19 protein-coding genes and 1 pseudogene are annotated in these 22,457 nt (G+C 68.4%); 8 read left to right on the top strand and 12 right to left on the bottom strand.

All coding sequences use genetic code 11. The annotated features are described in order from the left end of the window. Positions 1-25 precede the first annotated feature (25 nt). Together ACFV9J_RS35515 and ACFV9J_RS35510 are read left to right on the top strand one after the other, a co-directional pair. Positions 26-574, top strand: a complete 549-nt coding sequence (locus tag ACFV9J_RS35515) for a sigma-70 family RNA polymerase sigma factor (protein ID WP_385361547.1) — start codon at positions 26-28, stop codon at positions 572-574. A 174-nt stretch (positions 575-748) separates the two neighbouring features. Next, the gene (locus tag ACFV9J_RS35510) at positions 749-1,663 is read left to right on the top strand and encodes a hypothetical protein (RefSeq protein WP_385361545.1); all 915 of its coding nucleotides are present in this window, start codon (positions 749-751) and stop codon (positions 1,661-1,663) included. Positions 1,664-1,901: 238 nt separating this feature from the next. Here the strand turns inward: ACFV9J_RS35510 and ACFV9J_RS35505 are convergent, their stop codons facing one another. After that, on the bottom strand, positions 1,902-2,735 hold the full coding sequence (locus ACFV9J_RS35505) for an SDR family NAD(P)-dependent oxidoreductase (RefSeq protein ID WP_385361542.1): 834 nt from the start codon (positions 2,733-2,735) through the stop codon (positions 1,902-1,904). A 384-nt stretch (positions 2,736-3,119) separates the two neighbouring features. Here ACFV9J_RS35505 and ACFV9J_RS35500 point away from each other — a divergent pair, with 384 nt between their 5' ends. Then, complete coding sequence (locus tag ACFV9J_RS35500; protein WP_385361540.1) at positions 3,120-3,254, top strand: hypothetical protein; 135 nt, start codon at positions 3,120-3,122, stop codon at positions 3,252-3,254. Between the two features lie 245 nt (positions 3,255-3,499). Here ACFV9J_RS35500 and ACFV9J_RS35495 read toward each other — a convergent pair whose 3' ends face one another. Both ACFV9J_RS35495 and ACFV9J_RS35490 read right to left on the bottom strand, forming a co-directional pair. Continuing rightward, on the bottom strand, positions 3,500-3,736 hold the full coding sequence (locus ACFV9J_RS35495; RefSeq protein WP_385361568.1) for an NlpC/P60 family protein: 237 nt from the start codon (positions 3,734-3,736) through the stop codon (positions 3,500-3,502). Next, positions 3,681-4,559, bottom strand: a complete 879-nt coding sequence (locus tag ACFV9J_RS35490) for a coiled-coil domain-containing protein (protein ID WP_385361537.1) — start codon at positions 4,557-4,559, stop codon at positions 3,681-3,683. The genes ACFV9J_RS35495 and ACFV9J_RS35490 overlap by 56 nt, the downstream gene beginning before the upstream one ends. Positions 4,560-4,742: 183 nt before the next feature. Between ACFV9J_RS35490 and ACFV9J_RS35485 the strand changes: the two genes are divergently transcribed. The 3 genes from ACFV9J_RS35485 (at position 4,743) to ACFV9J_RS35475 (ending at position 9,441) form a co-directional block, all read left to right on the top strand. Continuing rightward, positions 4,743-6,380 (top strand): glycosyl hydrolase, encoded by a 1,638-nt coding sequence (locus tag ACFV9J_RS35485; RefSeq protein WP_385361535.1) that lies wholly within the window; start codon positions 4,743-4,745, stop codon positions 6,378-6,380. A 223-nt stretch (positions 6,381-6,603) separates the two neighbouring features. Continuing rightward, positions 6,604-8,010: a hypothetical protein gene (locus ACFV9J_RS35480; protein WP_385361532.1), complete on the top strand. Its 1,407-nt coding sequence runs from the start codon at positions 6,604-6,606 to the stop codon at positions 8,008-8,010. A gap of 1,017 nt (positions 8,011-9,027) precedes the next feature. Further along, on the top strand, positions 9,028-9,441 hold the full coding sequence (locus ACFV9J_RS35475) for a DUF4913 domain-containing protein (RefSeq protein WP_385361530.1): 414 nt from the start codon (positions 9,028-9,030) through the stop codon (positions 9,439-9,441). A gap of 112 nt (positions 9,442-9,553) precedes the next feature. On the opposite strand, the gene ACFV9J_RS35470 is transcribed toward ACFV9J_RS35475, so the two are convergent. The 8 genes from ACFV9J_RS35470 to ACFV9J_RS35435 all read right to left on the bottom strand — a co-directional run bounded on the left by ACFV9J_RS35470 (position 9,554) and on the right by ACFV9J_RS35435 (position 17,929). After that, positions 9,554-11,368 carry a type IV secretory system conjugative DNA transfer family protein gene (locus tag ACFV9J_RS35470; protein WP_385361528.1) on the bottom strand — a complete coding sequence of 605 codons (1,815 nt, stop codon included), beginning with the start codon at positions 11,366-11,368 and terminating at the stop codon, positions 9,554-9,556. Further along, positions 11,365-12,858, bottom strand: a complete 1,494-nt coding sequence (locus tag ACFV9J_RS35465; RefSeq protein WP_385361527.1) for an ATP/GTP-binding protein — start codon at positions 12,856-12,858, stop codon at positions 11,365-11,367. The genes ACFV9J_RS35470 and ACFV9J_RS35465 overlap by 4 nt, the downstream gene beginning before the upstream one ends. Before the next feature lie 278 nt (positions 12,859-13,136). Next, complete coding sequence (locus ACFV9J_RS35460; protein WP_385361524.1) at positions 13,137-14,630, bottom strand: SCO6880 family protein; 1,494 nt, start codon at positions 14,628-14,630, stop codon at positions 13,137-13,139. Positions 14,631-14,726: 96 nt separating this feature from the next. After that, positions 14,727-16,031 (bottom strand): hypothetical protein, encoded by a 1,305-nt coding sequence (locus ACFV9J_RS35455; protein ID WP_385361521.1) that lies wholly within the window; start codon positions 16,029-16,031, stop codon positions 14,727-14,729. A 1-nt stretch (position 16,032) separates the two neighbouring features. Beyond that, positions 16,033-16,704 carry a hypothetical protein gene (locus ACFV9J_RS35450; RefSeq protein ID WP_385361519.1) on the bottom strand — a complete coding sequence of 224 codons (672 nt, stop codon included), beginning with the start codon at positions 16,702-16,704 and terminating at the stop codon, positions 16,033-16,035. A gap of 88 nt (positions 16,705-16,792) precedes the next feature. Next, positions 16,793-17,098: a hypothetical protein gene (locus ACFV9J_RS35445; RefSeq protein WP_328661722.1), complete on the bottom strand. Its 306-nt coding sequence runs from the start codon at positions 17,096-17,098 to the stop codon at positions 16,793-16,795. 115 nt (positions 17,099-17,213) lie between these two features. Continuing rightward, positions 17,214-17,516 carry a hypothetical protein gene (locus ACFV9J_RS35440; protein WP_385361516.1) on the bottom strand — a complete coding sequence of 101 codons (303 nt, stop codon included), beginning with the start codon at positions 17,514-17,516 and terminating at the stop codon, positions 17,214-17,216. Beyond that, positions 17,513-17,929, bottom strand: a complete 417-nt coding sequence (locus tag ACFV9J_RS35435) for a hypothetical protein (protein WP_385361514.1) — start codon at positions 17,927-17,929, stop codon at positions 17,513-17,515. Before ACFV9J_RS35435 ends, ACFV9J_RS35440 begins: the two co-directional genes overlap by 4 nt. A gap of 396 nt (positions 17,930-18,325) precedes the next feature. Here ACFV9J_RS35435 and ACFV9J_RS35430 point away from each other — a divergent pair. Further along, positions 18,326-18,997, top strand: a pseudogene (locus ACFV9J_RS35430) (transglycosylase SLT domain-containing protein); the annotation flags it as partial. Between the two features lie 132 nt (positions 18,998-19,129). Continuing rightward, on the top strand, positions 19,130-19,849 hold the full coding sequence (locus ACFV9J_RS35425; protein WP_385361566.1) for a chitinase: 720 nt from the start codon (positions 19,130-19,132) through the stop codon (positions 19,847-19,849). Positions 19,850-19,945: 96 nt separating this feature from the next. Here ACFV9J_RS35425 and ACFV9J_RS35420 read toward each other — a convergent pair whose 3' ends face one another. Next, positions 19,946-20,374, bottom strand: coding sequence for a hypothetical protein (locus ACFV9J_RS35420; RefSeq protein ID WP_385361512.1), 429 nt, complete (start codon positions 20,372-20,374; stop codon positions 19,946-19,948). Positions 20,375-22,457: the final 2,083 nt, after the last annotated feature.

The raw sequence follows: 22,457 nt of genomic DNA, 5'->3' as shown, positions 1-22,457 counted from the left end.
CCTACGAGAAAAGAAACTTCGCACCATGCATGTGACGGTGATCGGGTCGGCGAGCGGAGTCTCTCCGCAGGAACGCGCTCTGCGCGACCTCTACCTCGTACACGGCCCGGCGCTCTACGCCTATGTATTGCGCCTGCTGGGCGGCGATACCCATCACGCGGAAGACATCATCCAAGAGACCCTGTTGCGCTGCTGGAAGAACGGATACCTCGCCGACGACGAAAAAATGGCCGTACGCCCCTGGATGTTCCGGGTGGCCCGCAACCTGGTCATCGACATGCGCCGTATGCGCGCGGCACGCCCGGTCGAGGTAGGCGGAGCCACCTGGCTCACCGAGTTGGCGGGCGATGCCGACGAGAAGGAACAAATACTGTCCTCGATAGTGATCCACGACGCGTTGAAGGAACTTACGCCGGCACACCGTGAAGTGCTCCAGGCGACGTTCTTCGCGGACCGCTCCGTCCAACGGGCGGCCAAAGTGCTCGGAATTCCACAGGGTACGGTCAAGTCCCGCGTGCACTACGCGTTGCGCAGCCTGAAGGCCGTGTTAAAGGAACGAGGCGTGCACCCGTGAACGCCGAGACGGTGACAGAACAGCCAGTGGCACCCCCTCTCCATCCCTTCCGGCACACTCTCTTCCCGCACTCACTCATCCACCTCAACGGCCCCCGCCGGACAATGGTTCAATCCGTCACCCCGGAGTCAGGGGGGTCTGCCCGTCACACTCGCCCTTGCGACAGGAACACATGTGAAGACAGCAGTCGTCCCCCGATTCGAGGTGTACCTCTCCGACGACGGCCTGGCCGAGATCGACGGCGAACGCATCGTTCCCGAACCCGGCCACGCCGTCCAAGAGGCCGTGCTGAACCGGCTCCAGTGGCTCGCTCAGCAGCACGCCGCTCCTGTGACAGCCACGGTGAACGGCAGCGCCGACACCGTCCACTTCGTACTGGAGATACTCCCGGACGGCTCCAGCCGCCTCATCGACGACCAGACCGAAGAAGCGCCGACACCGGAATCCGAAGCCGCTCCGGCCAGTGCCGTCGCGGCAGTGGACGCTGCGGTCCGCGGCCCGGACTCCTCGGTCGTCGCGGCTGCGATAGCGCGCGCTCGCGCCACGGCCACCGCCAGTCGGGCCTCCGCCGCGGACCGGAGACTCGCACGTGCGGCAACCGGCTACCTCTCGCAGGAGCACACAGCGCAACTCGCGCACATCCACGGATTGGAAGCCGAGGGAAGGGTCCACGAGGCGTTCGCCGGCGCCACAGCCCTGCGTGAAGCTCTGAGCGATTCGCTCGGGCCCGAACACGCGGGCACGGTCGAGGCACGTGCCGTCGAGGCCTACCTCGCCCATCTCCACGGAAGCCATCGCGAGGCGACGATCCTTGCCCTCGGCGTGGCAAGGATCCGGTGCCGCTCCGGCGATGAACGGGCGCCGGCGGATGTGGCACGCGCGACAGCCGCCTGGCGACGGCTCGACGACCGACAGGCACTGCTCACGCACGGCACCGAGCTGCTCCACATGTGGGACGCGCTGCAGTCCCGGGACCAGCTCGCGCCCGCCTACGAGGAAATCGCGCAGCACGTCCGGGACCAGGTGGCTCACTTGTCCGGCGATCGGACAGACGGCAGCGCGGGCGCCGGCGAGTCGTCGTTCCTGTGATCACGTGTCGTACGTTCGGAGGATCCTGAGTGCCGACCGCGGCTGCCGGAGAGGGCCGAGCGGGTGCGGGCGGAGACATGCATCGGGCTGGCCCCAGACCTCCCGCGGCGTCGCGACAGTACGGTGGGGCCGGCCGACCAGATCGCCCTCGATCTCGTCGAGGCGATGCCGGTCGAAGGCCAGGGTCTGCTGCTCTGCTCTGCGATGTGTGTGGGCGGGAGGTCCGTCAGCTCCGCGTTCAATCCAGCCATTTGGTCATGGCGTCGAACACTCTGCTGCCGTCCAGGTCCGCGAGGGAGAGCGCGGCGAGCTCGGTCGCGGCGTCCGACGTCTGCCAGCGGAAGCGGGGCGTATCGGTCGTCGCGGCCTCGATCACGACGTCCGCCGCTGCCTGGGCGGCCTGCCCCTGTGCCATGCTGGCGCTCGCGGTGTCGAAGAACCTCCCCAGCAGTTTGCTGTAGGGGCCGTCGGAGTCGGACAGCGCCCGGGTGTCGAGGTTCACGAGGATGCTCGTCAGAACGGATGCGGGCTCGACCACGCTCACCGTGACCCCGAACCGCGCCGCCACCGGCGCGAGGGACTGCATCAGACCTTCGACGGCGAACTTCGAAGCGCAGTAGGCGTCGAGGAACGGCTCGCCGTGCACGGCGCCGTTGCTGGTGACGCTGACGATGCGCCCGGCGCCCGCCGCCCGCATCGACGGCAGCACGTGCCGCGTGAGTGCCGCGGGCCCCAGGAAGTTGACGTCGAGCTGCTGCTGGAGGGCGGCATGGTCCAGCTGCTCCAGCGTCCCGACCACCGCCCGACCGGCGTTGTTGACGATGACACCGATGGGTCCGACATCGGCCGCCACCGTGTCCAGGCACCGACGGGCGCCGTCGAGGTCGTTGAGGTCCAGCTGCCGTACGATCAGGTCGACACCCTGATCAGTGGCCTCATCCAGCAGGGCTTCGGCCTTGTCGGTGTCCCGCATGGTCGCCACGACACGGAGGCCCTTCCGGGCCAGCCCCACGGCCGTATGCAGGCCGATTCCGCTGGACGTTCCGGTCACCAGCGCGACTTTCTCACTCACTTCGAATTCCCCATTCATTATCACTGGAGCCAACGTTAACGGGCACAAGGAGGCGTGCGGAGTGGGAGTTCTTCTTAACACTGCCAGGTGAATTGGGCAGCCTGCGGCCGAGGGCACGAAAGAACGGGACCAACTCGGTTGCCCGCCGTCCGCATTCGGCATGAAACGGCCCAGCCTCACGACCCATGTAAACCACACGTAGTCTGTCCGTCTCGGCGGCCACGAATTGGCTGCGCGTACCCATAACCCACTCGCCCGGCTCGGTGAACTCACCTTCCAGGCCGACGACGAGACCCTCGACCGGGAAATTCGTGCCCATACTGCGGCTACGTGCGGCCATGGAGCACGGCACGATCACCGTCGTCGACGAGGTTCGGGACAGCCGTGGGCCGCGCGCTCCTCGCCGTACGCGTGGTGGTCCGCATGACCGGCAAGGACGGGTCTGTCACCAACGGAGAGTCCCATCTCGTCGGTCGTCTCGGTGACGACGGCCGCCTCGTCAAGGTGGCCGAGGTCTGACCGGGGCCGGAGCGGCCGGGTGCTCCATCGCCGCGGGTGGTCGTAGTCGAATCCGGTCCCGGTCCGGAGCTTGGCCACGGCCACCGGCGGCGCGGGCCGCGTCGGGAATCGGTGGACGGGATCTCACCGGCGAACGGGCTGAGTGGGTGGTTCGCGAGCAGTTTGACCGGCACCGGTCGAACGAGGCGTCCCACATGGCAGCCCTCGCGGAATCCTGACTGGGCCCGAGCCGGTCCAGGCTCGGCTCAGGCGTCAGGGCGGACCACTCCGAGGATGGCCATGGAGGCCACCGGCGAGACGTACACGTTCCGTCCGGGTCGAGGCGCCTGGATGATTTCCCCGCCTCCGATGTAGATGCCCACGTGGCTGGCGTCGGCGAAATAGATGATCAGGTCACCCGGACGCATGGACTTGATGGGTACACGCTCAAGACGGCGCCACTGCTCCTGGGATGTGCGGGGAATGACGACACCGGCGTGCAGCCACGCCTGAGACGTGAGTCCCGAGCAGTCGAACCCGTCCGGACCTTCCGCACCAGACGTACGGCTTGCCGATCTGCGCTGCGGCGAAAGCGATGGCCCTCCTGCCCGCCGGGCCGGCTTCGGTACCGGCGTGCCGAAGGTTCCCGGCCTGTACCCACTTCGCCTGTGCCTCGGCTGCTTCCTGCCGCTCCAGCGCGGCGAGATCCCTACGCTGTTCAGCGGCGAGCCGGGATTCCGTCAGCTTCGCGTCGGCGATCCGCTTCTCGATCTTCTTGCGCTGCACGCTCAGCGTATGACGGCTCGTCTCCACACGCTTCAGCTCTACCGCGGCGGCCGCACGTCGGTCACGGACCGTTTGACGGGTGGTGGCCAACGTGCTGATCAGCTTCGCGGTGGAATGCTGGGCCTGCCGCGTCCGTGAGGCGGCTTCCAGCGCGCGCCGGAGATCGGGCGTCAGGACCAATTGGATCTCGGCCGGCAGGCCACCTCCGCCCCGGTACTGAGCGCGCGCCGCAGCTCCCGCCTTCTTCCGTAAACCGGCCAGTCGTGCCTCAGCCGTCTTGACCTGTGCATCGAGTTCGCGGAGGCGTTTCCGCTGCCGACTCAGTTTCCCCTCGACGGCGTTGTACTTCTCCGTGGCCACTTCCGCGTCGTGGTACAGCCGTTGCAGTTGTGCATGCACCTCGGTGAGTGTCGCCGGCGGTCCCGGTTCGGCCCGTGCGGGAACCTGGACCGTGGCAGTGAGCGCGCACGCCATTGCGATGCCTCCCATCGTGCGGAGACCACGTCCGCGCTGTGTCCGAGTCATCTGGGGCAGCTCCATGTCGCGATGAAACCAGTACCCGCACAACGGGCCGGAGCACTGACTGGTTCAGCACTCAACTGTGGAACATGTCAACACGGGATTGGTGAACCTCCCGGCGTGTGGATCCGTTGAAGGGCGAGCAAGCGCGCGGACATCCACCGCACCTCTTCGGCCAGTCCAACTCCTTGGGGAGACACGCCTATGCGCAGACGTACCTCACTTCTGCTGGCTCTTCTGTTCGTCATCGCCGGCGTGACGGGCACCGCCCTCGCCGTGCGGACGGACGGCTCCGGCGGAGCCGCCACCGGGGGGTCACCCGTCGCGGCCACTGCCGACCACACGGTTACGTTTCAGAACAAGTCGAACAGTCGCATATGGATCGGCAGTACGGTGAACGCCGACGGTTCAGCCGCTCTGTCCGGACTGCCCACGCTGGGCCCCGGCCAGTCCGCGACCATCACCATCCCCGAGCATCAGGGTGCCGGGCACTGGCGCGGGAAGTTCTTCGCCCGCCAGGGGTGCAGTGGCGAGGAGGGCAGCACCTTTCACTGCGACGTGGGCGACTGCGGTCCTTACGCCGACCGCTGTTCAACCGGGGAACAGCCCACCAGCCTCGCGGAGTTCAACTTCGACCCGGCCGAGGCCTCCGCACCCTGGTACAACGTCAGCTACGTCAACGCGGTATCGACAGCGGTCACGATCACACCCGACAACGTGGCGTCCCCGACCGCCGGCGAGTGCGCGGCTGTCGGCTGCGCGAAGGACTTGCTGTCCGTCTGCCCGCCCGACAACCTGGTGAAGGCGCAGGGGACCGGTAAACCCCTGGTGTGCGTGAGCCCGAACCGGGACGCGAAGACGCCCTACAGCGACGCGCTCAAGCGAGCATGCCCCACCGCCTACGGGTGGTCCAAGCATGACGCCGAACCGGGCAACACGGTGGTGCGCCAGTGCTCGCACTGCACCGGCCTGACCGTCGCCTTCCACGGCGGCGGCGCGGCTCCGCAGGACTCCCCCAAGGCGCAGGCGCCTGAACCGGCCCCGGCCGAAGGCGACGGCACTGAGCGGCGTCTCAGGGACGTCACGGGTAAGAAGCGGAGTCTCACCAACGTCTCCGGAACCGGAAAGGGAGTGGGGGTCACTCCGGGCGACGGGGTGACGCAGGCGCTGAAGGACTCGGGTGTGTCCTGGTACTACAACTGGTCGTCCACCACGGGGCCGATCACCAGGCCCAAGAACGTCGAGTACGTCCCGATGATCTGGGGTGCCGACGCGGTCACCGACTCCGCTCTGGGCCAGGCGTCCCGGGAGGGGAAGGCACTGCTCGGATTCAACGAGCCCGACCTGCCCGCGCAGGCGAACCTGACTCCTGAGCAAGCCCTCGACCTCTGGCCCCGCCTGCAGTCCACGGGCCTGCGCCTGGGCGCGCCGGCGGTCGCTTTCGGGGGCGACGTCGCCGGAGGCTGGCTCGACCGCTTCATGCGCGGAGCGGCAGAGCGCGGACTGCGCGTGGACTTCATTCCGCTGCACTGGTTCGGCGGTGACTTCGGCCCCGACGCCGCCAATCAGCTGCGCGGCTACCTGAAGGCCGTGCACGACCGCTACCACAAGCCCATCTGGCTCACCGAATACGGTCTGACCGACTACACCCGGGGCGAGCCCCGCTATCCCACTCAGCAACAGCAGGTCGACTTCATCAAGTCGTCGTCGAAGATGCTGAACGAGCTGGACTTCGTCGAGCGCCACGCGTGGTTCGCGCTGTCCACCGCCACCAGCCGGACCGGCCTGTACGACGGGAAGTCCGCGAACGCCAGCGGCCGGGCCTACCGCGAGACCGGCTGAACGAGCGGCCGCTCGACGGCCACGGCCCGTTCTCCGCAGGGCACCCGCGCTCCTGCGCCCGCCGAGGCTCGGCGCGGGTGCCCCAGGGTCCGGTGGGCCGCCCGCCCCGGGACCCGGAATTGAACCCCGGTCCGGTGGCCGTCGTTGTCGTACTGCGAAGCCTTGACGACGTAGGCGAGTCCGGTCGTGCCGCAAGACGAGGAATGTCAGGAAGGAAGCCGACATGAGCCTGGACGACGAACCCATCCGGGACGGTCACCACGCCGAGCCGACTGAGGAACCGGCGTACATGAGTGAACAGGAGCCTCCGCGAGAGGTCCTCGACCAGTCGGGGCACTTTTCCGTGGTCGTCTCCGACGACGGTTCAGCCACCCTCAACGGTCAGCCGGTTCCGGTCGCCGAAGGAGAGCCGGCCCACGCGGCGATTCTGGACATTCTGCATAATATCGCCAGTGACTTGGGTGAAAGCGTCACCGCGGCTATATCCGATCCAGGCGCGGAGTACACGGCCTTGGTGGAGATCTCCCCCGACGGCTCGAGCCGGCTCCTGGACCAGGAGGAACCCGCGCCCGAGGCAGAACCTCCGCCCGCACCCGTCGTCAGCCCCGGCACTTCGTCCGAGCGATACGAGGACGAGGAGGATCCCGCATCGGCGCCTTACAAGGACGGCATCGTCCCCTCTCCGGACGACGGGCCGGACAGGGAGGAGCCACGAGCCGCTCCGTCCTTCCTGGGGATCCGAAGGCCCGGCAGCCCCGATGGCGTCCGAGGGGCGCGACAGTCGGGTGACGAGTACAAGCATCAATCACTGCTCAACAAGCCGTTTGTGATGGGTCCCGCGGCACTGGTGGCCGCCGCCATCGTGATTGTTCCGATTCTGGTGCTGGGCAGCGATGGTTCGGACGAAGACGGCGGAGCCCGGAAGGCAGAGGCAGGGACGAGCAGCGAGACGGGAACCCCGCTGGCCGCGGAGGAACCCCCTCCTACCGTCTCCCTGACCCCCAGCACGCCGTCTGCGTCACCCAGCCCTAAGGCGTCGGCATCGGCGTCCGCGCCCACGCTGAAGGAGTCGCCGCCCGCGCCCCCGGTGAAGGCTCCGGAGCCCACTGCGGACCGCCGCCCGACGACCACCACCGCCACCAACGAGCCGCCTCAGGACACCGCCGCTGCCGCCGTGCGGCGCCTGGCCAAGAAGGCCTCCTCCAGCCCGCACATCTGCTACCGCGCGTACGTCGCCGGGCAAGGATGGCAGAAGCCCGTGTGCGACGGCACGATGGCCGGTGGTGACCTGCCGATCAAGGCCCTGAACATCGCGACAACGGGTGTCGGCGGCACTGCCGCCAACGCCTTCACCTACAAGTCCGGCTCCGCCGACGGCCGCGGAGAGTGGAACCAGTGGACACGTGTGGTGGGTGACGGCAGGGACAACTACATCGGCCGCCCGAAAGCCGACGCTCCGAACATGCTCGGCTTCGCCATCAACATCGGCAAGGGGCAGCTGTGCCATGTCGCCCGTTCCCGCGACAGCGACGGGGGCAAGCGTGCCTGCGTCAAGCCACGTCCGGCCTTCACCTACAGCGGTTCCCTGCTCAACAAGGCATGGCTGCGCGCCGTCGAGTTCACAGTGTGACCTCCAAGATCACTGAACCCGCTGGAGACCTGAACCGTTGGGGTACACAGCACCACCAATCGCCAACAGGAAGGTGGAACTGAGCGTGCCCCCTCAGCAAAGGCATCCCGCGGGACACAACGAGTGGCAGGGACCCCACGGCGGGTATCCGTCCTCGCAGATGGCAACTGCCGAAAGCAGGCGTCGCCAACAGGAAGAAGGGCTACACGCGGCAGAGTACGCAAATCCCGGATGGGACTTCCACGGGCCGCGCACCGACTCACCGCGTAGGGGACAGTCCGGCAATCCGTCCGCGGGACAGCCGGCAGTGGGCACTCCTGCGGCCGGCTTGGCCTCGCAGTACGCAGGACCGCGCAACTCTACTGCCCCTGCCGCAACTCGCCCCACGCCCTTGTCTCCCCTTGAGCGCATCACCCGCGCGGCGTTCCCGCCGCAGGGGCCGGCCCGTCCCGAGGTAGGAGTCCCTCAGGCCCTGCCCGTCAACCCGGCAGTGAGGGTGACCGCACCCACGGCAAGGGCCACGCGTCACCTCCCCCCGCCACTGCGGATAGGCATCCCGCAGGCCCGACCGGGCAGCCACGTTGATCCGACCTCGAACAGGCCCTCGCCCGTAGGGGACCAACCTCTCGTATCACCCCTGGGTTCAGCACCCAGCAGGGCGTCAGGCGAATGGAGTGACTCACCCGTCTCACCCCTGGAGACGTCAGCCAGGCAGTCGCCAGACGCTCGCGAACCCCGGCCGGTCGCACGACGCAACCCCGTTGCCGGCGCACCGGCAGGGGCCCTCACATCATCGACTCCGGCACGGCGGGGAGGGTCTTCACAAGGAGGGTCCGTGCCAAGCCTGCCTCGCTTCTACGCACAACAGTCGACACATCGACGGGGTCCCACCGGATCCTGAGTCACCGGGTGCGTCGGACCAACGACTCGGCCGGACCACGACACTCATGAAGGACCGCGGTCATGCCAACGATGCCAACGGAGCCTTCCCAGAGCCCCCAGGGTGAGGCGGAAGCCATGCCCCCGGGGGACGCGGGTTCGGCACCGCAGTTCATCCTCTATCTGGACGGTGCCGAATACGGCCGGGCTCTGCGCCAGCTGACCCTGTGGGTCCACCACGTGCTGCTGCCCGTGTACGGGGGCGAGGTCACGTCCTCGTCCCTGTGGTGCTCCACGTGGTGGGAACACCCGGAGGCCATCGCCAGGCTCCACGGGCTGTGGCTCGCCTGGGGCGACCTGACCGGTCCGGGTTCCGACACTTCGGGTCCCGCCGTGTGGCACCGCGACCATCTCGGGCCGGTCATGCAGACCCTTCGAAGCCCAGAGGGCACCTTCGCCGGGTGCAAGCCCGGGAGTCACCGCAGAGGAGATCCCTTCCCCATCGGGGAGGCGGACCCCTTCGCACCGGGCCCTCCCATCAGGGAGGGATGAGTCCGTCCACCGTCCGCCGATCCGGACCTGACAACGCTGAGCCCTTGCTTCCTGGCACCGGTGCCAGGAAGCAAGGGCTCAGCCGCTGCCCGGGTTCCCACCCGGCCGAGGCTCACCTGGGTGGGGCTGCCTCTCTCTCCCAGACCGTCCGCCCTCGGGGCGACCCCGAGGTGTCCGCGCCCCGGGTCCAGCGCCGTGCGGCGCGTTCGGTGATGGCCGCCGTCTCGGCCTTGGCGGCTGCCGAGATGACGTCGGCGCCCGGCTCCTTGTACCAGGGGCGCAGCCGGATCAGGGCCGGTTTGACACCCGTCGCGAGGAGCAGCGCCGTGCCCTTGGGCAGGGCGCGGATCCTGTCGGGCGGCAGAATGGACTCCTGACGGTAGGAGTACGAACGCGACGTGCCGTCCTTGCTCTTGGAGACGCTGGGCGTACGCACGTCGTGCTGGCCGACCAGTGTGGAGATCTTCTGCACGAAGTCGGCGTCGTCGAGTCCGGCCCCCAGCAGCTTGACGGTCGCCGCGCTCCACAGGGCGTCCATGCCCACGTCGCCCCACACCCGGGCGCCCTGTCGGTAGCTCTGCAGCAGGGTGACCACGTTGATGCCGCGGGAGCCGAAGTGGGAGTAGAGGTCGGGCAGGTCGGAGATGCGGCAGACGTTGGCGGCCTCGTCCAGGACCGCGGTGAGCGGGGGGTCGAGCCGGCCACCCATGCGCTCGGCGGCGACCACTCCGGCCCGCATGGTCGCGTCCGCGATGCCGGCGATGACGCCCGCCGCGGAGCCGCCGCCGTCCTTGGAAAGGAGATAGAGGGTGTCGGTGCCGGTCACATGGTCCGCCGGGCGGAACTCCGGCGTGCGGGGGTCCGGCGTGACCCAGGCGAGGATCTCCGGGTCCAGGAGGCAGGAGACGGTCTGGCGGGCGGTCTCGTAGATGCCGTCGCGTGTCTCCACCGCGCCCCGGACGGTGCCCTGCAACTGCTCCGCCATGGCGGCGAGGTTCCCGTCGCGCAGCAGGTCGACGGGGGCGCGGTCGGCGGGGTCGGCCAGCCAGCCGAGGAGGTCCTGGACCGACGCACCGCCGCGGGACGCCGCGAGGAAGAGCGCGGTGAGCGTGTTCTGCGCGGCCGAGATCCAGAAGTCCTTCTTCGCGCTGTCGTCGTTGACGGAGGCGACGAAGTGTCCGGCGAGGCGGCGGGCCGACTCGATGGTGTCGCACTCACCGAGGATGTTCCACCACATGGCGCGCGGCGTGTGTGCGATGCCCTGCGGGTCGAAGATCCAGACGTGGCCGGCCTTCTCGCGTTCGGCCCGGGTGACGGCGTAGACGTCGGACTTGTTCGAGGTGAGCAGGACGGCTCCCTGTGCACGCAGCACGCGGGGGACGGCGATTCCGGTCGACTTGCCGGCGCGGGGTGCCATGAGGTCCAGTTCCACGTCTTCGTAACTGCTGCGCAGTACCGGCCCTTTGGGTTCCAGCTCGCCCAGCAGGTTGCCGGTCTCGTCGGGGTGCAGTTGCTCGCGTCCCTTGAGGCTCGGCCGCAGTTCGCGGGCGCGGGCCTCGATGCCCTTGGGGCACATGGCTGCGAGTTCGCGGCGCCCCGCCAAGCCCTTGGTCGCCCGGCCCGACGCGTTCATGAAGCGGTGGGCGAGAAACGCGGCGGGAAGCGAGAGAGCGGCCAGAACGCCGAGCATTCCGGCGTAGACAACACCTGCCGGGGTGCCGGGCCACAGTGGTGCCGGACCGTCGCTGACCAGGGTGGTGAAGGTCGAGACGGCGAACGGCGGCGCGTGCCAGCCGTCTCCGGCGACCGCGGCGCCCAGGGTGCCGCCCCCCCAGGCGATGGCGCCTACGACCAGCGCGGCTCCCGCCACCGCGGCGACGGCACGGAACAGCTGGTCGTGCGTGTCTCCGCCCAGTCCGCGGCTCATGCGTGCCTCCGGGTGGAAGGGGCGGGAAGGCCGGGGGGCAGGTCCGCACCGGGCACGGTGCGGACGCCCGACTCGGCGGCGCGCGCCACCTCCGCCGTCGCGCGCGCCGCGGCCTGTTCGACGGCCTCCTCGTTGGTCGTCCACCGTGTGTTGGTGTTGTGCAGTCGGCGCTCGGCGTCGGTGATGGCGACGCGGATGGGGATGCCCGGCCGGCCACCCACCTTGATGAGGAAGCGGCCTCGGCCCGGCGGTTCGTTGTTGTCCCCGGACACTCCCCATCCCGGTGGTGACGACCAGGAGGAGACCAGCTCGATCTCCCGGCGGGACAGGCCCACCACCTTGCCGAGGTCCTCCATCTCGGCCTGCGGCAGTCCGGCGCAGACCACCATGCCGGCCCGTTCGACGAAGCCGCGGGCCTTGGCCCGGTCGGCGTCGGTGCCGAGGGCCTCGGCGTCCTTCAGAGTGTGGGTGATCTTCGCGTCGCCGAGGCCGAGTGTGCGGTTGAGCCGGGTGAGGGCGTCGATGCGGTCGACGATGCCGGAGGCAGCGCGCAGGGGGCGCCACAGTTCGTCCAGCACGGTGAAGAACCATCGCCGGGGGGCGAGCCCGGCGTCCGCGAGGGCGTGCGAGGCGGCCACCGTGCCGAGCCCGTCGGACCAGGCGGCGAGCATCGCGGCGGCGGTCAGCTGGGTGTCCGCCTCGCCGATGCCGGAGATGTCGATGCACACGGCAGGCGCGTCGGGATCGATGTGGGTGGACGTCTCGGAGGCGAAGGTGTCTCCCAGGGGCCCGTCGAGGATGCCGAGCAGAGAGCGGTGCAGTGGGTCGACGGCGTCCCGGTACCGGGTGTCGTTGCCGCGGTCGAGGGTGACCGAGCGGACCCGGGCGGGGCCGTCCGTCAGGACCTGGAGTACGTCCGGGAGCAGTACGCTGCGCCCGGGTGGTGTCTTGTCGCGCAGGTGGTGCAGGACGGCGGAGAGCACCGACTGCTCGTGATCGTCCATGGCCCGGCCGCGGACGATGGTGATCAGGGCGGCCACCATGTTCAGCACGCGTCCGTGTGCCTCGGCCCTGAGTACCTCCCCGGCCTTGCCGCCGATTCTCGTGGCGGCCGCGCCCATGGCCCCCGGGTCGAGGACGTTGATGCCGCCGCGTCCGCGGCCGATGGAGATGACCTGACCGCCGAGCGCCCGGACGGTGTCGGCGTAGTCGGGTTTGAGGTCGCCCAGCACCAGGGGGACCACGCCGGTCGCGGCGAGTCCGATCAGCATCCGGTTGACCAGCGTGGACTTGCCCAGTCCTGGCATGCCCAGCATGAACAGCGACGGGTTGGATATGTAGCGGGCCCGGGTGAACCAGTTCATCGGGTCGCCGCAGACGGTGGCGCCGGTGAACAGGTGCTGGCCGAGCGGTACGCCGGTCATGGGGGATCCGGAGCCGGCTGCGAAGGGCCACATGCCGCAGGCCTGGACGGTGGTGGCACGCCACATCGTTGGAGGGTCCAGGTAGCCCACGCGCCCGCCCCCGGGGCCGTACCAGCCCCGCGAGGGGACGAACAGCTCCTTCGGGCGTGGGGCGGGTTTTGCGGCCTGGCCCCGGGATCCCCTGGCCCGCTGCCCGGTCGACGCGCGCCCGGCGCCCTTCCCGGCGGGCACGGACGGCCCGGTTCGGGGAACGGGACGCCCGGACAGTTCGGCCATGAGCCGCGCACGTGCCTCTTCCTCGGCGAGTTGGTCCTGCCGCTCCGCTCTCTTCCGGTCGCGACGGCTCACAGTGCCTCCTGCACTTCGTGCGGGACGAGGGTCTGCTCCCAGGGGAGGATCCCGGTGGGAAGGGTGCAGGTGAACGCGGCCGCCTGCATCCGGTCTGCGGGCCGCATCAGCACCCGCGAGGCCGCGGTGAGGTTGCGCACGGTGGCGGTGGCGTCGGCGAGTTGCTCGTTGGTGTCGACGGTGACGGTCAGCATGAGGGAGAACTCCACGAGACCGGCGCCCGCCGCCTCCTCCGCCGCGGTCTGCTCGACCGCTCGCACCTCGGACGCCGCACGGGCCTTCATCATGCCTCGTCCGGACGAGGCCATGAACTGGGCGCTGCGCCGGTCGGACTCGACGATCCGGGCCGAGGTGGCCGGATCGATGGGCCGGTAGACCAGTGCGACCCGTTTGCGGCGGGTTCCGGACGTCGCCTCCAGCAGTCCGCGCAGCACCGAGGACTGTACGGTGCCCCGGGGGGCCAGCGTCATCAGCCAGGTCCGGGAGACCGCGGAGTCGTGCTGGTAGCTGCTCACGGTCTCGACGGCCGCGGCCGGCCCGGCGTCGGCCCACTCCAATCCCGTTCCGCCGTGCTGTGCACGGGCGTTGAGGACATCGGCGGCGACGGCCGGATCGTAGGCCACTCGGACCACCTCGGCGATCCGCTCGGCGGAGAGCGGGTACGCCGACCCTCCCCCGGCCGCGACCAGCCCGCTGAGCAGGCCGGGAATGCGGATGGCCAGGTCGTCGATCACCTCTGCCTTCGTGTGCTTTCGTCCCGCTCGCACGCCGTAGGTGAGCGTGATGTAGGAGTGCATCTCCGACGACGCGGTCGGATAGCGCTCGACGACCTCCTCCATCACCTCACGGGCGACCGGCGGCGCGTCCGACTTGACGCGGGGAAGCACTTCGTTGGCGAGCCGGGTGCCGGGGTCGGGCGCCGTCTCCACGATCATGGACGCACCCCGCAGTTCCGGTTCGTGGGCCAGCCGTGCGAGCCACTGGCCCCACAGCGCCACCCAGACGTCGACCTGTTCGGCGTCCACGAGCGAGCCGCCGTCGGGGTCGCAGCCGAGCACGATGGTGTACAGGTTGCGGGACGGATGGTGCAGGACGCCGAAGGGGCGGTCGTACGCGTCCCTGCCCTCGCTCGCGGTGACCTTGTTGAGCATGCCCGGTGGACGGAACCGCCCTCCGGGCCGGGCGGACAGAGGTCCGGAGACGTAGAGGTGGGCGCCCTTGGCCTTCCGCCGCCGCCAGCCGATGCGCAGGGTGATGAGCTGGTAGACGTTTCGGCCGTCCTGGGTGCGGATGGTGAGGGGCGCAAGGACGACCGCCATCGGAATGCACACGATCACCGCCGCGGACAACGAGATCAGCGAAGCGAGGAGGGTGATCACCAGACCGCCGAAGACACCGACGGTCCCGACCAGTCCGAAGGGTCCGAGTCCGGCCCTTCTCGGCCGTCGCCAGTTTCCGTAGGTGGGCCGGGGTGCGGCTTCGGTGGACATGGATCCTGCTTTCCCTTCGTGTCATGGGTGGGGCGGACCGGGCGGCCCCCGGGGTGCGTACCGCAGGCCCGGGGACGGCCGGTTGCTCGGGACGCGTCAGGTGTTGTGACCGCGATTGCCGTCGGCGTCGTCGAGGGCGCTGCCGGTGACCTGCGCGATCTTCTGCGTCGCGGTCAGGGCCGCCGCGACCCCCGACGCGGCCTTGGACACCCCTCCCGACGGTTTGCCCGACCCGCCGGGGCCGGTGCCGCCGGAGTCCCGACCGCCGGGGCTGCTGCCCCCGTCGGCACCGGACGCCCCGGACCTGCCGCCGCTGCCCGAACTCCCGCCGCCGCTGCCACCGGGTGCCCCGGATCTGCCCTCTCCGCCCGAACTCCCGGCACCGTCGGCACCCGGTGTCCCGGATCTGCCGGGCCCGGCCGAACCCGCGCCGGAGGGACCCCGGCCTCCTCCGCCGGCCGCTCCCCCGCCGCCGGACGCGGCCATGCCGGCGACCGCACGGGCACCGGTGGCCGCGGCGCCGAGCGCCATCGACATCCCGGCCGACGTGGCGGAAGCACCGCCCAGAGCCGCGGTGGCGGGCACGATGAGTTTCAGCAGGGCAGGCAGGGCGACAGCGGAGAGCAGCATCACGGCGATACCGGCGATGCGTTCGACGGCTGCGGGATCCGCGACCTCGCTGCTGACATCCGGCTCCTGGGACGAGCTGATCATCGCTTGCCCGGCGAACATCACCAAGGCCGTCGCGGGTTTGTACAGCAGCCAGGCGATCATCCACCCGATGTGCTTGCGCCACCAGCCGGTGCCCCAGTCCGTCATCGAGGCCGCAGCCGCCAGCGGCAGGGTACCCAGCAGCAGGATCATGACGCCGAGCCGGATGTAGAGCAGGATGGTGTGGATGATTCCGGCGATCAGGAGCAGGAAGGCGAGAATCAGCAGCAGGAACGAGTTGAAGGTGCCGGTGTTGCCGCACCCGCCGATGTTCTCCAGCAGACGTGAAACCCCTGCCTTGAACAGGTAGTTGGAGTAGTCGTCGGAAATCGCCGCCGCCGCGGTGACGACCGTGGTCGCCGCGGTGGAGACCAGGATGACGCGGAGGATGCCCTTCAGCGCCGTCTGGCCGGCCTGGCCCCGGCGTTCGATGGCCATGCGTGCGGCGGCGAACAGCAGCGAGCCCACCGCCAGCCACACCACGATCCACTGGGACTCGGCATTGACCTCGGAGGCCGTCGTGGTCCCCGACAGGGTCGGCACCTGCGTCGTCAGGCTGGCGAACACGGAGACCGCCGCCCCGAGGACGAACTTCGCGATCAGGTCGAGAATGGTCCCGATCGGGTTGCCCAGGAAGTCGAAGAAGGCCGCTACGGCGTCGAAGAAGCCGTTGCCCTTGGCGCAGCTCATGTCACCCCTTCCACAGGACGTATCCGCGGGGGTTGGCCACGGGGGACGCCTCCGAGTGCAGCGCGCCGTTGGGCGAGGGCAGCACCTTCCAGTCGCCGCCGCTCCACCGCATGCTGAAAGTGCTCGCCGTGTAGCCGGAGCTGGTCCTCATGAGCAGCTCCACCTCCGCCGCCGAGTCCGAGTACGAGGTCACCGAGAAACCGGCCGCCTTGGCCACGGACTCGCCGGCGCTCCCGCGGACCGTGTCCGGCTCGATCTCCCTCATGAACTCGAAGACGTCCCGCCCCCGGCCTGCCACGATCTGCCGGTCGAGCACCGTTCGCCAGTGCTTCTCGGAGATCTCGGACGTGATGGTGTGCGCGGCCAGCACGGCACCGAGGGGCGTGTGGGCGAAGCACCACCACAGCTCCTCGTCCATCCGGGTGGGACCGGCCTCCGCCGAGACCGGCACCCGCACGAGGCCCACCATGTGCCATGTGATGCCTGTGGGCGGGTTCTTCGGCACCGAGCCACCGCTGTCGTCGGTACGGCACCCTTGGGGCCGTTCGCCGCTGCGGAGTTCCGACGCGTCCGGAACGCTGCCGCCGGCCGTGCCGGCCGGCTCGTCCTCGATGGTCGTCAGCGCCGCGACACCTCCCACCAGGAAGGTGAGGGTGACGAAGACCGCCGACATCTGCCACCCTCGCTGCCGCCAGTACGGCCCCGAAGGGTCGGGCCGTCTCTTCTTACGCCTGAACACGTTGGTGTCCTCGCCCCGAGCCTCAGGCGAAGACGGCGCTGATGATGGGGCTCGCGGTGGCGACCAGGATGCATCCGCCGAGAACCATGCCGAGACGACTCATGTGCTCGGAACTCTCGCCTCTCTTGGCGGAGATGGCCATCATCGTTCCGGTGATCAGCACACCCGCGACTCCAGCGGCGGTACCGGCCCAGGCCACGAGGCCCAGCACGGTGTCGACTATGCCGGTCAGTTCCTCGGGGGCTGTGCCCTTCGGTTCCGGTACATCAGTCTTCGGACCCGGTTCGTCGGCGGCCAGGAAGTTGGCGGCGTGGAAGAGCAAGGACATGAGAACTCCGAGAGTTTGGCGCCCGGCACGAGTCGCAGGCACAGGCAACGGGGGACGAGCGTGGGACCACGGGAAAGGGATGTTCGGACTGGCGGCACCGATCACGTACGACCCTCTACTTGGAGGACGACGGCGCGTGCAGGGACAGGTCTCCGAGGAACTCGACCAGCGGACCGGCCGTCGCGGCGATGACACAGGCGAGGGCCACGAAGAACACGCCCCTGAAGTGTTCGCCGCCTTCCCCGGGATCCCCTCGGCGCAACTGCAGGGACATCTGCATGCCCACCACGAGGAGCCCGAAGACACCTCCTGCCGTGACACACCAGGCGATCAGGTTGAGGATCGTGTACCCGTCGGCCGAATCGGGTGTGTATGCGGCCACCGTCAGAGACGGCTCGGGAATCGGGACACCGCTCATGAAGCGGCTCCGGCGCGGTTGACGTCGGCGCCCACCAGATCGGCAAGCCTGGTGAGCTGCACGGGCAGGGTCTTGGGCGAGCGGTCCAGACGCCACGCGGGAATCCACGGCACCCGATGCACGTGCACGACGGAGCGGATCACCCTGATACGGCTCAGCAGGCTCAGCGGCAGCCGCCCCGGTGCGTCGGCCATCAGCACCACGGCCAGCAGGTCGACCTCGTCCGGCACGCGGTCGTCACGCAGCTCCCCGAGGGCCTGGGAGACCGATCGCAGACCGTGCGCGCTGGTCCGGCCCACCAGGACGATCCGGTTCGGCTCGCCCTCGGCGGGTTGCGGCCAGCGCTGCCCCAGGTCCGCGCCGCCGAGCAGTTCGGCGAGCGACGTCGCCCCGGCTCCGCCGTGCGCCTTCACCCACCCGACCGCGTGACGTGACCGTGTCCGGCCCGGGATGTACCGCCTCGGTGCACCGCCCGGCCCGCGCTGCGGGCCACGGGGGGCGGCCTTGACCCGCGGTGGTGCGGTGCGGGGTGCGGAGCCTCCTGCAGGCCCCGTCTCCTGATCCGTCTGGGCGTCCTTCGGCCCCCGCACCCAGGTGTGCGGGGCCGACGACATGGCCGGGGAAGGCCTCATCTTCTTACCCGCCTCCACTGCTCACTCGAGTTGGCATCACTGCGAAACGCCCTGTGCTACGGCGATTTGAACCACATCGCGCTTGATTCCGTTTGGGTTGCCGGGGCCCAAGGCTCGGCATGCACCACAACGGTCCATGTGGCTCCGACGGTTCAACACAGGGAGAAGAAGTCTCGGATGAGTGCAGGTTCGGAGGGCAGCGGGAGCGGCGGAACCTCCACCACCGTCAGGAACACCGCTGTCGCCAGTGCGGGCCTTGGCTGCATGTTGTTCCCGGTCGCGGTGGGCGGCGGCGCGGTCATCGTCTTCATCTTCGGCGGTCTCGGCGTACTGCTGGCCCCCCTCATCGCACTGATCCTGTTCTTCGGCGGTGGCGGCGGCGGAGGCCAGCCGAGCGGCGACGACGCGGCCGTATCCCTGCTGATCGTCCAGGGCAACGGCAAGGTGGACTTCGAGGAGAACACCGTCTCCGAGGATCTGACGGACCCCATCGAGGAAGCGGGTCAGCTGTGCGACCCCATCAGTGCGGTCGTCATCGCCGCCCAGATCGAGACGGAGTCCGGATTCGACGCGTCAAAGGTCGGCCCCGACGGCAGGCTGGGCATCTCACAACTGCCGCCCAAGGTGTTCAAGCAGTACGGCAAGGACGAGGACGACAACGACGAGACCGACGCACTCGACGCGGCGGACTCGACCCTGGCGCAGGGCCGCTACATGTGCGACCTGTCCGACCAGGTCGACCGGGCACGGGACAGCGGGGCGGTCGAAGGCGATCACCTGGACCTCGTCCTGGCCGCCTACCACATCGGTATGGACGCCGTCATCGCCGCCAAGAAGGTGCCCGCCACGAATGACGTACAGAACTACATTCTGAGCATACGTTCGAAGTTCCCCTACTACGCGGGTATCGGTGCGCCGCCTCCCACGGCCACTTCCGACGACGCCGACCCTGATGACGATTCCGGTGACGGCGACGAGGAGTTGCAAGAGGACGGGGACGACAAGGAAAAACCGGAGCCCGAAAAGGGATCGTCCGGCGACGGGAAACCGGAGAACAAGAACCCCGACAAGGGGGACTCCGCACATTCCCCGGTCAGCGAATCCCAGTTCGACAAGATGTTTCCGAACCGCAATCCCTTCTACACCTACGAGGGACTGGTATCGGCGATGTCCGCCTATCCCGACTTCGCCAACTCAGGCAGCGACACCCTGAAGAAGCAAGAGGCCGCAGCCTTCCTGGCCAACATATCCCATGAAACAGGAGGCCTGGCGCACGTCGTGGAACTGAACACGGCCAACTACTCGCACTACTGCGACGACACCAAGTCGTACGGCTGTCCGGCCGGCCAGGACGCGTACTACGGCCGGGGCCCGATCCAGCTCAGCTGGAACGTCAACTACAAGACTGCCGGGGAGGCCCTCGGTATCGATCTGCTCAACAAACCCCAACTGGTCGAGAAGAACCCGACCGTGGCATGGAAGACCGGGCTCTGGTACTGGAACACCCAGAGCGGTCCCGGCACGATGTCCGGCCACTCGGCCATCGTGGACGGAGCCGGATTCGGCGAATCGATCCGCTCCATCAACGGCGCGCTCGAGTGCGACGGCGGAAATCCGAGCCAGGTGGAGAGCCGTATAGCCAATTACCGACGCTTCACACAGATTCTCGGGGTTCCGCTCGGCAACCGCCTCACCTGCTGACCCCAAGGCCCACCTTTCGGTACATGCACCGACGCTTCACCAGAAATGCCACGTGATCACTCACACCTGTTGAGACCAACATTCTGAGAGGTGGACTCAGTGCCCTCGCCAGACACGCAGGAGAACAGCCCACGAACCAGCGGCGTCGCGAGTAAAGCCTTCAAAAAACTGGGTTCGGGAGTTCGGAGGATCGCCAATTCTCGCGCCACGATGTACACCGGGCTGGGAATGATGGCTCTGGGCGCGGCAATGAGTCTGACCGGCATCGGTGCCATCGCCGGAGGACCACTGCTCCTGGCCGGATCCGTTGTCGCCGGCGGATCGTTCCTGGCTCGGAGACACACGGCCAAGCAGGCCATGGCTCGGCAGCACGACTCCCAGCCACACCACCAGACCTTTCAGTACCCAGGCCCAGGACAGCACATCGGCGACGGTTTGCAGAACCTGTCCAAGGTTCTCGCCGACGTGAGCGCCGCTCTTGGCGTTGCGGCCCCGGCACTTGAAGCGGCGCAGCAACGCAGCCATTTGAGCTCCACTACGGCCCTGGGAGACGCTTCGATTGAGCGAGGGACTTCGTCCCTCGAAAGGCCGGGCGGAGATCCTCTTGCGCACTCGCCAGCGAGAACGACGGTCATATATCTCCTGAACCAACCGAACGCCCCGACACCACCCCCGCACGAGCGACAGCCGTCGAACGAGTCGGTCACCTGGCCGGACCGCAGGGCCAGTACCGCTCCGGAGGTGTCACCGGAAGACTCGGTGTCTCTCTACCAGAGTGACGCCGCCTCCCCGATCCACGGCAGCCAGAACGAGCAGGGACTGCTGGGCCGAGCAGGTCAGGCTGCGCTCGGATACTACGCGCCCAAAAGGGATGCGGTTTCGAGCAATTTGTCCGGTGCCCGTAGCGGCGCCGCCGCTCAACAATCCGTCGCTTCAAGAGCCTCTACGCCTCAGACCGAGCAGCGGCTCTCTCGATAGGCCCGCACGGTTCGTCACGGGCTGAGCGCGCTGCCGAGGCCGTGCCCCTGCTGCGTCGGCAGCGGCGCTTTCCCACGGCGTGGGGCGGCACTGGCGGGCGCGGGAGCCGGTTGTCCGTCACGAGCTCGGCCCGGTGCCTCTCACGTCACAACGGGCAAACATCGATGCCGAGTTCAACAATCACAAGGGTCGGCAGACCCGTGATCCTCCGGTCGCCGGTGATCGCTCTGCGAGCCGCGTTCCCCATGCTTCAGCGACCCGGCGCGTTCCTCTGCCGTGGCGAGGGTGCCTGGTAGGCGTAAGGCATGTTCGCGGGGTGTGTGGAGTGCTGTGCCTGATGAGCCGGCCCGTACGCGGCGAGGTTGTTTCGATGCGCTGGGTTTTCCGACCGAGTCAAGTAGCCGGCGTAGGGGTTCTGGTTGCCAGGATTCACTGATTGGCTTGGAGGCTGAGAGTACTGCGGTTGTTGGGGTGCGTAGGCGGATTCCATAGGAAGGCGATTTTGCGGTGCCCGGGGTGTCGGCGCATCTCCTCCAAACTCCCGGAGAAGCTCCGCAGCCACCTCCGCACCTCTCCCCTGGCCCTGGGGGTACCCCGACCCTAGAACTTTGTAGGCGGATTCCACGGAGAAGGTAATCTGGGGTGCCTGGGGTGTCGGCGCATCTCCTCCAAACTCCCGGAGAAGCTCCGCAGCCACCTCCGCACCTCTGTGGGAGGGGTAGCCCACCGACTGGTGAGACTCCCCGTAGCCTGCGGGCCGGGCATACGCGGCATTGTGCTGTGGTGTTGCGTCGGGATACGCCTGAGGCCACTGCCTGGACAAGCCCCCCGCGTCCCAGCGTTGTGCGTTCAGTTCACCCCCATCGACAGACTGCCGCGGCTCGGGGGCGACCGGCCCGTGGTCCAGATCCGTGTGTCCATGCGCAAGTCGCTCGTTCCGCGCCGCCACGGGCTGCACCCCAGGACCGCCAACGGCACCCGCCGTCGTCCCAGCCTTCCCGCCCATGACACCTTGCCTCTTCGCGCGCATATAGCGAGCATTGGCCTCCTTCAGTCCCTCCACGCGCTTGTCATACGCCTCTTCTGATTCACCCACCCGACGCGGAAATTTACGAGCCCGCTCTCGCTCGTATTTCAAATACCTTGCTCGGATTTCCTCCTTATCCCGCTCCAAATCCTCTCTCGTTTCACCGCCCGGCCTACGACGTTTTTGCTTTCCCGAAGGTACCAGCCGCTGTTCCCGGCCCGCTTTGGTGTATGCAGTCATACCGCTTCGCAGCTCGGTTAGTCTCGCTGCGTGCTCAGCCTCAGTCTCCCCTTCCAAGGGCGCAAATTTTTGCCTGTACGCTACGTTATACGCTACTTTCATTTCCCTGAGTTTGTCACTTTCGGCTGCGTTCAAAGGTCGCTGCCTCTCGTCTGCGGGCTCAGAGGCGTTCTCGAAGTCGAGGAACACACTCATCTGCTCGTCGGGCGGCTGGTGGGATGTCATGCGCGGGCTCCGGGTGGTTGGTGTGCCGTGGATGTCTGTCCTGCACAACGGAGCGGATCTGGGGCTGGTTCATCCGGTCACGGCACGGCTATACGAATGAGGCGTCACATGGACCGGGCGTGGAGGGGCAGTTGACAG

Origin of the sequence: Streptomyces sp. NPDC059906 (genome assembly GCF_042730645.1) — a bacterium.
In the GTDB taxonomy this organism is placed as follows: Bacteria; Actinomycetota; Actinomycetes; order Streptomycetales; family Streptomycetaceae; genus Streptomyces; species Streptomyces rubrogriseus.
This window is presented reverse-complemented; position numbering and strand designations above follow the sequence as displayed.